This window comes from uncultured Nocardioides sp., from assembly GCF_947488025.1.
Lineage (GTDB): Bacteria > Actinomycetota > Actinomycetes > Propionibacteriales > Nocardioidaceae > Nocardioides.
Genome location: NZ_CANKYS010000009.1, coordinates 95914 through 108278 on the forward strand (window position 1 = coordinate 95914; position 12365 = coordinate 108278).

9 protein-coding genes are annotated in these 12365 nt (G+C 73.4%); 6 read left to right on the top strand and 3 right to left on the bottom strand.

Annotation, left to right across the window (positions count from 1 at the left end; genetic code table 11):
- The first annotated feature begins 20 nt into the window (after positions 1–20).
- The 4 genes from Q1B24_RS15275 to Q1B24_RS15290 all read left to right on the top strand — a co-directional run bounded on the left by Q1B24_RS15275 (position 21) and on the right by Q1B24_RS15290 (position 4876).
- Complete coding sequence (locus Q1B24_RS15275; RefSeq protein ID WP_299930457.1) at positions 21–479, top strand: universal stress protein; 459 nt, start codon at positions 21–23, stop codon at positions 477–479.
- Positions 480–528: 49 nt separating this feature from the next.
- The gene (locus Q1B24_RS15280) at positions 529–1329 is read left to right on the top strand and encodes a 2-phosphosulfolactate phosphatase (protein ID WP_299930461.1); all 801 of its coding nucleotides are present in this window, start codon (positions 529–531) and stop codon (positions 1327–1329) included.
- Positions 1330–1431: 102 nt separating this feature from the next.
- Positions 1432–2439: an SGNH/GDSL hydrolase family protein gene (locus Q1B24_RS15285; RefSeq protein ID WP_299930464.1), complete on the top strand. Its 1008-nt coding sequence runs from the start codon at positions 1432–1434 to the stop codon at positions 2437–2439.
- Positions 2440–2707: 268 nt separating this feature from the next.
- A complete protein-coding gene (locus Q1B24_RS15290) occupies positions 2708–4876 on the top strand; it encodes a DEAD/DEAH box helicase (protein ID WP_299930467.1) in 2169 nt (722 codons plus the stop codon).
- A 578-nt stretch (positions 4877–5454) separates the two neighbouring features.
- Here the strand turns inward: Q1B24_RS15290 and Q1B24_RS15295 are convergent.
- Complete coding sequence (locus Q1B24_RS15295; RefSeq protein WP_366916515.1) at positions 5455–7029, bottom strand: DHA2 family efflux MFS transporter permease subunit; 1575 nt, start codon at positions 7027–7029, stop codon at positions 5455–5457.
- Positions 7030–7093: 64 nt separating this feature from the next.
- Positions 7094–8278, bottom strand: coding sequence for a dipeptidase (locus Q1B24_RS15300; protein ID WP_299930470.1), 1185 nt, complete (start codon positions 8276–8278; stop codon positions 7094–7096).
- A 94-nt stretch (positions 8279–8372) separates the two neighbouring features.
- On the opposite strand from Q1B24_RS15300, the gene Q1B24_RS15305 reads away from it, so the two are divergent.
- Positions 8373–11087, top strand: a complete 2715-nt coding sequence (locus Q1B24_RS15305) for a DEAD/DEAH box helicase (RefSeq protein ID WP_299930473.1) — start codon at positions 8373–8375, stop codon at positions 11085–11087.
- Positions 11084–11779: an SWIM zinc finger family protein gene (locus Q1B24_RS15310; RefSeq protein ID WP_299930476.1), complete on the top strand. Its 696-nt coding sequence runs from the start codon at positions 11084–11086 to the stop codon at positions 11777–11779. Before Q1B24_RS15305 ends, Q1B24_RS15310 begins: the two co-directional genes overlap by 4 nt.
- A 23-nt stretch (positions 11780–11802) precedes the next feature.
- On the opposite strand, the gene Q1B24_RS15315 is transcribed toward Q1B24_RS15310, so the two are convergent.
- On the bottom strand, positions 11803–12354 hold the full coding sequence (locus Q1B24_RS15315) for a TetR/AcrR family transcriptional regulator (RefSeq protein ID WP_299930479.1): 552 nt from the start codon (positions 12352–12354) through the stop codon (positions 11803–11805).
- Positions 12355–12365: the final 11 nt, after the last annotated feature.

The following is a 12365-nucleotide window of genomic DNA, read 5'->3' on the forward strand; positions in this document are numbered from 1 at the left end:
CGTGCTTCATAGGATGAAGCATGGTCAGGAAGGAAGCCGACATCACCGGCGGGATCGTCGTCGGCCACGACGGCTCGCGCGCGTCGGGTGCCGTCGTACGTCGTGCGGGCGACCTCGCCAGGCGGCTCGGGGTGACGCTCCACGTCGTCCGGGTCTGGAACCTCGCCACCGCGCCCCGGCCCGACTCCATGGTCGGCGGCTACGTCCCCCCGTTCGCGGAGTTCGAGCAGGCGGTCGTCACCGACCTGAAGGCCGACTGCGCGGCGGCCGGGCTGGCCGACGACCTCGACCTCCAGCTCTACGCCCTGCGGGGCCAGACCACCGAGTGCCTCATCGCGGCGGCCGCCCACGCCGAGATGCTCGTGGTCGGCACGCGCGGCGCCGGCGGGTTCAAGGGCCTCCGCTTCGGCTCGACGGCGACCCAGGTCGTACGCCACTCGACCGTGCCCGTGCTGGTCGTCCCCAACACCCCGGACTGAGGCGACGGGGTTTGCGCGGGTGCCACGCGGGGGTTGTTGAATGGCTCGCGTGACGCTGCCGGGACACGACCAGTCGACCTATCGGCTCCGCATGGAGTGGGGCCCGACGGGCGCGGAGGCGGTGCCGGCCGACTACGCCGTCGTGGTCGACGTGCTGTCCTTCACCACGACCCTCACCGTCGCGCTCGAGCGCGACATCGAGGTCTTCCCGTTCCGCTGGAAGGACTCCCGCGCCGCCGAGCACGCTCTGCGCCACGGCGCGACGCTGGCCGTCGGCCGGTTCGAGGCGCTCTCGCGCGGCGACGCGCGCCACGTGTCGCTCTCGCCCGCCAGCCTCGCCGAGGTGGAGGGCGTCCAACGGCTCGTCCTGCCCTCACCCAACGGCTCGACCATCGCCTTCGCGCTCGCCGACTCCGGTGCCCGGGTGGTCGGTGCCTGCCTGCGCAACGCCGGCGCGGTGGCCCGGTGGCTGGCGCCGAAGGTGGCCGATGGCGCCAGCGTGGTCGTCGTACCCGCGGGGGAGCGGTGGTACGACGACACGCTCCGGCCGGCCGCCGAGGACCTGTGGGGTGCCGGTGCGGTCCTCGCCGCACTCGATGCGGAGGCCGAGGCCGGGGCCAGCCCGGAGGCGCGGATGGCGATCGCGGCCTGGCACGCCGCCGTGCTGCCCCACGACCTGCTCCACTGCGCGGGCGGACGCGAGCTGGCCGAGGCCGGCTTCGTCGCCGACGTGGAGATCGCCGCCCGGCACGACGTCAGCGACGTCGTCCCGGTGCTGGTCGGGGAGTCGTTCCGCGACGCCGCCTCGCTTCCGCCGGCGGGCGCGCGACTGCGCCGGGTGGACGGCTGAGGTCGCGCAGACCGACCGATCGCCTCTGGTGGAGCGGGACGTCCTGTCCCTACTGTGATCGAGGCCACACTCGGGTGGCCCCTTCGCGACAGGATCGACCAGATGAATCGAACGTCCCGCCTCGCCGTGCTCGGCGCGGCTCTCGCCGGCCTGCTCACCCCGCTGCTGCTCCAGCCGGCCCAGGCTGCCGCCCCGGCCTACGTCGCCCTGGGTGACTCCTACTCCTCGGGCACCGGCACCCGCTCCTACCTCGCCGACGGCACCAGCTGCCAGCGCTCCACCTCGGCGTACCCGAGCCTGATCGCAGCCGCCCGCGGCTACGCGCTGAACTTCCGCGCCTGCTCGGGTGCCACGGTCGCTGACGTCACCACCACCCAGCTCTCCGCGCTGACCTCGGCCACCACCTACGTGTCGATCTCGGTGGGCGGCAACGACGCCGGCTTCGCCGACGTGCTGACCGAGTGCGCGCTGCCGGGCTGGATGAGCAGCTGCGACCGCGCGATCAACGGCGCCCAGTCGTTCATCACCGGCACCCTGCCGGCCCGGCTCGCGACCCTCTACTCCGGCATCCGCAGCCGCTCGCCGTACGCCACGGTCGTCGTCGTCGGCTACCCGCGCATCTTCAACGGCGAGGACTGCAACGCCTTCACGTGGTTCTCGCCCGCCGAGGAGTCGCGGCTCAACCAGACCGCCGACCTGCTGAACTCACGGCTGGCGACGGCGGCCTCCGCCGCCGGCTTCTCGTTCGCCGACCCCACCAGCCGCTTCGTCGGCCACGCCGTCTGCGACGACGACGAGTGGATCAACGGGCTCTCCAACCCGATCACCGAGAGCTACCACCCCAAGGTCACCGGCCACGCCGGCGGCTACACGCCCACCGTGAGCCCGCTGCTCACCGGTGCGACCGTGGCGGTCACCGCCGACGTGGTCGCCGCCTCCTCCTCGAGCGGTGAGCAGCAGGCCGCCCTCCAGCGGAAGTACGCCGACGCCGACCGCGCGATCGAGCCGAAGGCCTTCGTCGCGCCCGACCTGACCACCCCCGCGGCGCGTCGCGCCGCCCGCCGGGCCGGCGTCGACATCGACCGGTTCATCGCGCGCAGCACCCGCTGAGGCGGGCTCGGGGAGGGTCGCCTCCCCGCCGGGGGTAGTCCAGTGGGAAGTGGCTGCGGTTGCTGGTAGTCCAGTGGAAGGTGGCTGGACCTGCCGCCCGATGTCGACCGTTGTCCACTGGACCACCGACGTCGATGACCGTTTCCCACTGGCCTACCCCGCTGCGGCCCCGCCCTCACCCCACCCGGGACGAAACCGCCGCGGGCTCGCGACCCGGGCCTGTGGATGCGGCGGTGCGGTCGTCGGTGGCGGTTGGTAGACAGGGCGCATGAGCAGCCCGACCGCCACCGCGACCGACGACGTACGCCTCTCCGCGCGGGAGGCAGCCGAGCGGCACCTGCGCGCGCTGGTCGGCCGCGACGACGCCGTCCTCCGGGAGGACCAGTGGGCCGCGATCGAGGCCCTGGCGGTCGACCGCCGGCGCGCGCTGGTCGTCCAGCGCACCGGCTGGGGCAAGTCGGCCGTCTACTTCGTCGCGACCAAGCTGTTGCGGGAGGCGGGGGCGGGGCCGACGGTGATCGTCAGCCCGCTGCTCGCCCTCATGCGCAACCAGATCGCGGCCGCGGAGCGAGCGGGCATCCGGGCGGTGACGATCAACTCCACCAACATCGACCAGTGGCAGCCGATCCACGACCAGATCCACGCCGGCGAGGTCGACGTCCTGCTGGTGAGCCCGGAGCGGCTCAACAACCCCGGGTTCCGTGACGAGGTGCTGCCGCGGCTCGCAGCGACCTGCGGGCTCCTCGTGGTCGACGAGGCCCACTGCATCTCCGACTGGGGCCACGACTTCCGCCCCGACTACCGCCGGCTCCGCACGCTGCTGGCCGAGCTGCCGACCGGCATCCCGGTCCTCGCCACCACCGCGACCGCCAATGCGCGGGTCACCGACGACGTCGCCGAGCAGCTGGTGCACGCCGATTCTCCGCTGGGCGAGGAGGGCCCTCAGGACCTGTCACGAGACCAGGTCCTCGTCCAGCGCGGCACCCTCGACCGCGAGTCGCTCCGGCTCGGCGTCGTCCAGCTCAAGACCGCCGAGCAGCGGCTGGCCTGGCTCGCCGACCACCTCGCCGAGCAGCCGGGGTCCGGGATCGTCTACTGCCTCACCGTCGCGGCCACCCAGGAGGTCGCCGGCTACCTCCGCGAGCGCGGCCTCGAGGTCGCTGCCTACTCCGGGCAGACCGAGGCCGACGAGCGGCACGGGCTCGAGCAGGCGCTCGTCGACGGTCGGGTGAAGGCCCTGATCGCCACCAGCGCCCTCGGCATGGGCTTCGACGCGAGCCTGGGGTTCGTGATCAACCTCGGCGCGCCCGCCTCGCCGGTCGCCTACTACCAGCAGGTCGGTCGCGCCGGCCGCGGTACCGACGACGCCACCGTCGTGCTGCTGCCGCAGATCGAGGACCGCGACATCTGGGCCTACTTCGCCTCGCTCGGCTTCCCCCGCGAGGAGCAGGTGCGCGAGACGCTGGCCGCCCTGGCCGGGTCCGACCGTCCGCTGTCGACCGCGACGCTCGAGACCCGCGTCGAGCTCGGCCGCAACCGGCTCGAGTCCATGCTCAAGGTGCTCGACGTCGACGGCGCGGTGCAGCGCGTGCAGGGCGGTTGGGTCGCCACCGGCCGCCCGTGGGACTACGACGCCGAGCGCTACGCGCGGGTCGCGGAGGCCCGCGAGCGCGAGCAGCAGGCGATGCTCGGCTACCTGCGGACCACCGAGTGCCGGATGCGCTACCTGCGCGAGCAGCTCGACGACCCCGAGGCCACGGACTGTGGGCGCTGCGACAACTGCGGCGGCCTGACCCTGTCCACGTCGGTCAGCGAGGCCGCGGTCGCCGAGGCCGGGCAGCGGCTGTCGCGTCCCGGCGTCGCGCTCGAGCCGCGGCGGATGTGGCCGACGGCCCTGGCCAACCTCGGCCTCGACCTCAAGGGCAAGATCTCCGCCGGCGCCGAGCCCGGCCGGACCGTCGCCCGTCTCACCGACCTCGGTCACGGTCAGGCGCTGCGCGCGCTGTTCCGCGAGGACACCCCCGACGGCCCGGTGCCCCCGGGCCTCGCGCAGGCCATCATGGACGTGATGAAGGACTGGGCGCCCGAGTGGACGTCGCGTCCCGACGCGATCGTCGTCGTCGAGTCCGTGACCCGGCCCACCCTCGTCCGCGACCTCGCCGACGGCCTGTCGCGGGTGATGCAGGTCCCCGTCGTCGGCACGTGGGCGATCCACGACCCCTCGGTCCCGCCGCGCGCCGGGCAGTCCAACTCCGCCCAGCGGGTCGCGGCCGTGCGTCGCCGCGGCGGCCTCGATGCCGACATCCCTGCCGGTGCGACGGTCCTTCTGGTCGACGACCAGGTGGCGACCGGCTGGACCCTCACCGTCGCCGCGACCGCGATCCGCGCGGCCGGCGCCTCCGCCGTACTCCCGCTCGCCCTCGCCGCCCAGGGCTGACGACCCGGGCCGGCGCCCGCTCGCGCGTCGCGCCCCGACGTCGGGCGCCCGCAGCGTCATACGGATCTGCACCTGTGGGATCGGGTTCGTCTGACGTACGGCGTCGGGCGCCCGCAGCGTCATACGAACCGCCACCCATGGGGTCGGGTTCGTCTGACGTACGGCGTCGGGCGCCCGCAGCGTCATACGGATCGGCACCTGTGGGTTCCGGTTCGTCTGACGCTTGCGCGCGCGGCGTACGCGGTGGGGAACCGTCGGGTCGTGTCAGCGCGCGTTCGAGGCACCGACGGTTCCCCAGCCCCAGCCCCAGGTCGTCGACGGCCGCACGTGCGGCGGAAGTGGCCCCGCCGGACGGCGTATGAGGGCGAGATCCGCCGCACGTGCGCGCCGCCTGCCTCCGCCCGGACCGCGAGCCGGATACCTGAGGACGTCACGGACGGATCGGGGCCCACATCACGCCCACGGCGTCCTCAGATACCGCCGGCAGGGGACGGGGGGCCGGCCACCCGACGGCCGCGGGACGACAGCGGCCCGCCCTCCGGCAGGAGGACGGGCCGCGGACGACGTACGACGACGGGTCAGTGGGCCATGACCGCGGTCGGGTCGACCGGGGTGACCTTCTTGCGGGGGAGGAACGCCGCCGGGATCAGGCAGCAGGCGACCAGCACCGTGGCGACGACGAAGACGGTCGCGAAGGCGTCGGCCATGTCGTTGGTGACCAGCTGCTCGAGGACGCCGAGCTGCTCGGGCGAGATGCCGAAGCGGTCGAGGATCGCGGCGACCTGGGTCTGGTCGCCGCCGGCCTCGGCGAGCGCGTTGCCCGCAGCGACGAAGCGCGAGTCCTTCAGCTCGTTGGTGAGGATCACCGAGAACAGCGCGGTGCCGATCGAGGCTGCCACCTGCTGGGTGATGTTGAGCAGGGTCGAGCCGCGCGCGACGTTGTGCGAGGTCAGCGTCGCGAGCGCCGCCGACATGATCGGCATCATCGTGCCGCCCATGCCGAGGCCCATGATGAAGAGCGCGCTGAGGATGTAGACGTAGGAGGTGTCGGCCTCGATCTGGGTGAACATCGCCATGCCGACGGTGATCACCGTGATGCCGGTGAGGACGATCTTGCCGGGGCCGATCCGGTCGGCCAGGATCCCGGCGAGCGGCATCGTGATCATCGCGCCGATGCCCTGCGGCGCCAGCAGCCAGCCGGTGAAGAGGGTGCCCTCGCCGCGGACCTGGATGAAGTAGAGCGGGAAGAGCAGCGAGGAGCCGAAGAACGCGATCGCGAAGAGCGTCATCGTGATGACGGCGACGGTCATGTTCCTGTTCTTGAACAGCCGCAGCTCGACCAGCGGGTGGATGTTGCGCTTGGCCAGCGCCCACGGGACGAACGCGACGATCAGCAGGAGCCCGACGATCATCGGCCCCAGCACCCGCACGGCCATCGCCGTGCCCTCCTCCGGGATGGAGCTCACGCCGTAGAGGAACAGCGCGAGGCCGGGGGAGAGCAGCACCATGCCCAGCCAGTCGAAGGTCTCCGACGGCTCGACGTGGTCCTGGGGCAGCACGATCCAGGCGTAGACGATCGCGGCGATGCCGATCGGCAGGTTGATCAGGAAGATCCAGTGCCACGAGGCGCTCTCGATCAGGGCGCCACCGAGGATCGGGCCGAAGATCGGGCCCAGCAGCATCGGGATGCCGAGCACGGCCATCACCCGACCGACCCGCTCGGGGCCGGCGGCGCGCGTCAGGATCGTCATGCCGAGCGGCATCAGCATGCCGCCGCCGAGGCCCTGCAGGACGCGGAAGAGGACCAGCATCTCCAGCGACGTCGCGGCCGCGCACAGCACGGAGCCGATGGTGAAGAGCAGCACCGCGAGCAGGTAGAGGCGCTTGGTGCCGAAGCGGTCGGCGGCCCAGCCGGTCAGCGGGATCACGCTCGCCAGGGCGAGGGTGTAACCGGTCATCGTCCAGGCGACCTCGGCCGCGGTCGCGTCGAACTCCTCCTGGAAGGTGTTGAGCGCGACGGAGACGACGGTGATGTCGAGGATCGACATGATCGCGCCGAGGACGACCACGCCGGCCACCATCAGGACGCTCTTGTCGAGCTTGTCGGAGTGCTCCGGCTGCGCGGCGCCGGGCTGGGTCTGGGTGTCGGTCACCCGGCAACGGTATTGGTTGCGTCCGACAACCACGTAATTGTTTTCGGGGTGGCCTGCGTCACCCTCACGGGTGGAGGGGTCGTACGCCGTCCAGGTCCTCGATGCGGGCCAGGCTGGGGCCGCGCTCGGCCTGCAGGTCCGCGGCCACCGACTCGACCTCCCGGAGCACGCGCAGGGTGTTGCGGCAGGTGAGCCGCGCGAGGTCGTCGCCCGACCACCCGCGCTCGGCCAGCGCGGCCAGGAGCGCCGGGTAGGTGGAGACGTCCTCGAGCCCGTCGGGGAGGGTCACGACGCCGTCGTAGTCGCCGCCGAGCCCGATGTGGTCGATGCCGGCCACCTCGCGCACGTGCTCGCAGTGCGCCACCACGTCGGCGAGCGTGGCGCTCGGCTGCGGGTGGTCGAGCGACCAGGCCTTCTCGAACGCGCTGAACCGCGGGCCGTCGGCCTCGGCGATGCCGCCCTCGGCGGCGGCCGCGACGAGCTCGCGGTGGGCGTCGGCGCAGGCGGCGTTCACGAACTTCGGCACGAAGGTCACCATGCACACCCCGCCGCCGCGGGCCATCGCCTCGAGCACGTCGTCGGGGACGTTGCGCGGGCTGTCGGTGACGGCCCGGGCCGAGCTGTGGCTGAAGATGACCGGTGCCTCGGCGACCTCCAGCGCGTCACGCATCGTCTCGGCCGAGACGTGGGAGAGGTCGACCATCATCCCGACCCGGTTCATCTCCCGCACGACCTCGCGGCCGAACGCCGTCAGCCCGCCGGCCACCGGGGTGTCCGTGGCCGAGTCGGCCCACGGGGTGTTCGCGTTGTGGGTCAGCGTCAGGTAGCGCACCCCGAGCGCGTGCAGGGCGCGCAGGGTGCCCAGCGAGCAGTTGATCGAGTGCCCTCCCTCGGCGCCGGCCAGCGACGCGATGCGGTCCGAGGCCCAAGCCTCCTCGACCTCGTCGGCGGTCGTCGCCCACGCCAGCTGGTCGGCGTACCGCTCGGTGAGCACCCGCGCCGCGTCGACCTGCTCGAGGGTGGCGCTGACGGCGTCGTCCCCGGTGAGCAGGGTGGGCACGTAGACCGACCAGAACTGCGCGCCCATCCCGCCCGCGCGCATCCGCGGCAGGTCGGTGTGGGTCGGGGTGCCGCCCGCCCCGACGTCGAGGCGGGAGAAGTCGTACGCCGCCTGCTCGCGCGCGGCCCACATCAGGTCGTTGTGGCCGTCGATGACGGGGTGGGCCGCCAGCAGCGCCGAGATGTCCATGGGGCCCGACCGTAGCGGCTCGGGAACTCCCTGTCGGTGCGAGGCGTTAGCGTCCCTGTCGTCCGCTGCCAGGCGGGGACAGGAAGGTGGCCACGTGAGTCTCGTCCCGGTCACCGGTCCCGCCAGGTTGCTGGTGGGGGAGCCGCCCCGGGAGGGCTCGGTCGAGTTCACCGACGAGCGCCGCACCATCGTGATGCCGATCCGGGGCGCGCTGCCGGTGCTCGGCAAGGTCCGCGACCAGGCCGACGTGCACCCGTCGGTCGCGCTCCTCGCCGGCGCCGCGCTGATGGGCCTGCAGCTGGTCGCGTCCGGTCGCTTCGCCCCCGACCCCGAGGGGCGGCACTGGCAGGTCGCGGGGCTCGACGCCGCCGACGAGCGCCGCATCGCCGAGCTGGCGCGCTCGCGCGCGTGGGACGGCTTCGACGAGGCGACGGCCGAGGGCATGGTGCGGGGGCTGCTCGACGCGGTGGTGGACACCATGCCCCGGACCACCCCGGGGCGCTCGCGCCACCGGGGCCCGACACCGGCGGCTCGTGCGCCGGCGGACCGATCGGAGCCGTCGAGCCCCGACGCGTTCAGCGACGAGCTGCAGCACCGCATCGCCCGCATCCGCGCGCGGGGGCGCGACGACCGGCCGCACCTGGTCTCCCTCTCGTTCCGGGTCGAGGCCGACGAGGAGGAGCTGGTCGCAGGCGCCCTGCGCCTGGTGCTCCAGGTCCACGCCGTCGACAACCCCGCCCACCTCGCCGACGCCTCCGAGCTGTGGGCCGAGTCCGGCCCGGAGGCCGCGCACGGCTTCGGCGAGCGCGCCCGCACCCACGCGGCCATCGCGCTGCGCGCGGCGGCCGACGCCTGGCCGGTGCTCGACCGGCTGCTCGACCTGCGTGTCCCCGACGAGATCGTCCTCGACTCCGACGAGATCCTGTCGCTGCTCGACGGTGGTGCCGCGGCGCTGACCGAGGCGGGGCACCCGGTCATGTGGCCGAAGTACCTCGACCGCGAGGTCACCCAGCGGGTGGAGCTGGGCCGCCGCTCGCCCGCCGGCACGCGCGAGGAGCCGCTGCAGGACGGCCTCTTCGGGCCGCAGGCGCTGTTCGGCTTCGAGTGGCAGCTCTCGCTGCACGGCGACGAGCTCAGTGACGACGAGATGGACGAGCTGGCCCGCACCACCAGCCCGATCATCAAGCTGCGCGACAACTGGGTCGCCGTCGACTCCGCGGTGATCAAGCGCGCCCGCAAGCGGCTGATCCGCACGGTGACGCCCGTGCAGGCGCTGGCGGCGACGCTCACCGGGGTCGTCGACATCGAGGACTCGCCCTACGAGGCGGTCGTCGGGGCGAGCCTGCTGAAGGTGCGCGACCGGGTCCGCGACGCAGCCTCGGGCGAGCTCGTCGACGTCCCGGCCGCGCTGCAGGCCGAGCTCCGCGACTACCAGCGCCGCGGCCTGACCTGGCTGGCCGAGCTCACGGGGCTCGGCCTCGGCGCCTGCCTGGCCGACGACATGGGGCTCGGCAAGACGATCACCCTGATCGCGCTGCACCTGCACCGGAGGGACACGGGCGCGGGTGGTCCCACGCTCGTCGTCTGCCCGGCGTCGCTGCTCGGCAACTGGGAGGCCGAGATCCGTCGCTTCGCACCGGGAGTCGACGTACGCCGTCACCACGGCAGCGCGCGCGACCTGGGCGGCGTCACCGGCGGCTTCGTGCTCACGACCTACGGCACGATGCGCAACGACGCCGCGCTGCTCGCGGAGGTCGCGTGGGACCTGGTCGTCGCCGACGAGGCCCAGCACGTGAAGAACTCCCGCTCGGCTGCGGCTCGGGCGCTGCGGACGATCCCGAGCACCGCGCGCGTGGCGCTCACCGGCACCCCCGTCGAGAACGACCTCACCGAGCTCTGGTCGATCCTCGACTGGGCGATCCCCGGCCTGCTCGGCAGCCGCAACGCCTTCCGCAAGGTGTGGGCGGGACCGATCGAGTCGGGCCTCGAGCCGACGAAGGCGAGGCAGTTCGCCGACCTCATCGGCCCCTTCCTGCTGCGCCGCCGCAAGTCCGACCCCGGGGTCGCGCCGGAGCTGCCGCCCAAGACCGAGACCGACCACCTGCTCGGCCTCACGCGCGAGCAGGTCGTCCTCTACGAGACGCTCGTGCGCGAGTCGATGCGCCGCATCGAGGAGGCCGACGAGGAGACCCGCCGCGGCCTGGTGCTCAAGCTGCTCACCGGCCTCAAGCAGATCTGCAACCACCCCGCCCACTTCCTGCGCCAGCCCAACCCCAAGCTCCGGGGCCGCTCGGAGAAGATCGAGCTGCTCGACGAGCTCGTCGGCACGGTGATGGCCGAGGACGGGGCGGTCCTCGTCTTCACCCAGTACGTCGCCATGGCGCGGCTGCTGGAGCGCCACCTCGCCGCCGCGGGCGTGCCGCACCAGCTCCTGCACGGCGGCACCCCGGTGCGCGAGCGCGACGCGATGGTCGCCCGCTTCCAGGCCGGCGAGGCGCCGGTCTTCCTGCTCTCGCTCAAGGCCGGCGGCACCGGGCTCAACCTCACCCGCGCCGACCACGTCATCCACCTCGACCGCTGGTGGAACCCCGCCGTCGAGGACCAGGCCACCGACCGGGCCCACCGGATCGGCCAGACCCGACCGGTGCAGGTGCACCGCTTCATCACCCAGGGCACGATCGAGGAGAAGATCGCCGAGCTGCTCGCCCGCAAGCGCTCCCTGGCCGACTCGGTCCTCTCCCGCGGCGAGACCGCCCTGACCGAGCTGTCCGACGACGAGCTCCGCGACCTCGTCGAGCTGCGGCGATGAACGGCACCACCCACCCCCGGCTGCCCGCGCGGCGGGGTGGCGGGAGCGGCACCTGGTGGAGCAAGGCGGTGCTGCGCGCCGTCGAGGAAGCCGCCTTCGGGGAGAAGGAGCTCCGCGCCGGGCGGGCTCTCGCCCGGGCCGGGGCGGTCGGCGCGATCACGGTCACCGAGGGCGGCGCGGTCGCGGCGGTGACCGAGGGCCAGGACGCGTTCACCGTCGAGGTCACCGTGCCGGTCCTCGCCGAGGCCGACGCAGCGGCGTTCACCGAGCTCGTCGCGTCCGAGTCCGGACGCATCGGCGCCCTCCTGGCCGGCCAGCTGCCGCACGCGTTGGTCGAGTCGGTGGAGGAGGTCGGCGTCGAGCTGCTGCCCTACGGCGGCGAGCTGGGCTCGGCCTGCACGTGCGAGGCGTGGCTCGACCCGTGCCCGCACGCGCTGGCGGTGCTGACCCAGCTGGCCTGGCTGATCCAGGCCGATCCGTTCGTGCTGACCCACCTGCGCGGGCTCTCGCGCGAGCGGGTGCTGCGCGACCTGCACCAGCTCCGGCAGCCGGCTGGCGAGCCGGCCGACGCGGCTGGGTCCGGGGGAGACCCGTCCGCCACCGACGACGTCGACGACCTGGTGGTCGCCGAGGACGCGGCCGTCCGGGCCGCGCGCCTGCTGCGGCTGGAGAGTCCCTTCGACTCCTGGTGAGGAGCCCGCTGCGCGGCCTCGGGTCAGGAGAGCCCGAGGGCGCCGTGGGCCATGTCGCGCAGCACGTCGTGCATCTGCGGGTCCGGCAGCCGGCCGCTGTGGGGCGTGGAGTTGAGCAGGCCGAAGAGGACGTGGGCGCGGGTGCGGGAGGCCTCCGGGCTCAGCGTGGGGTCGTGCCGGCGCACCTGCGCGGCCCACTCGTCGACGTACGCACGCTGGAGCGAGCGGACCCGCTCCCGTGCCTCGTCGGGCAGGCTGCTCCAGTCGCGGTCCTGCACGACGATCAGCGCCCGGTGCTCGAGGGCGAACTCGATGTGCCACTCGACGAGCGCCTCGAGCGCCTCGCGCGGGCCGTCGGCGGCCGCGACCCGGGCGCGTCCCTCGGCGAGCAGCGTCTCGCTGATGGTCACCAGCATCTCGGCGAGCATCGCGTCCTTGGACTCGAAGTGCTTGTAGAGCGCCGGGCCGGAGATGCCGCAGGCGGCGCCGAGCTCGGCCACGGAGACGCCGTGGAACCCGCGGGAGGCGAAGAGGTCGGCCGCGATGTCGAGGATCTGCCGGCGGCGGGGAGTCACGTCGCCGAGGT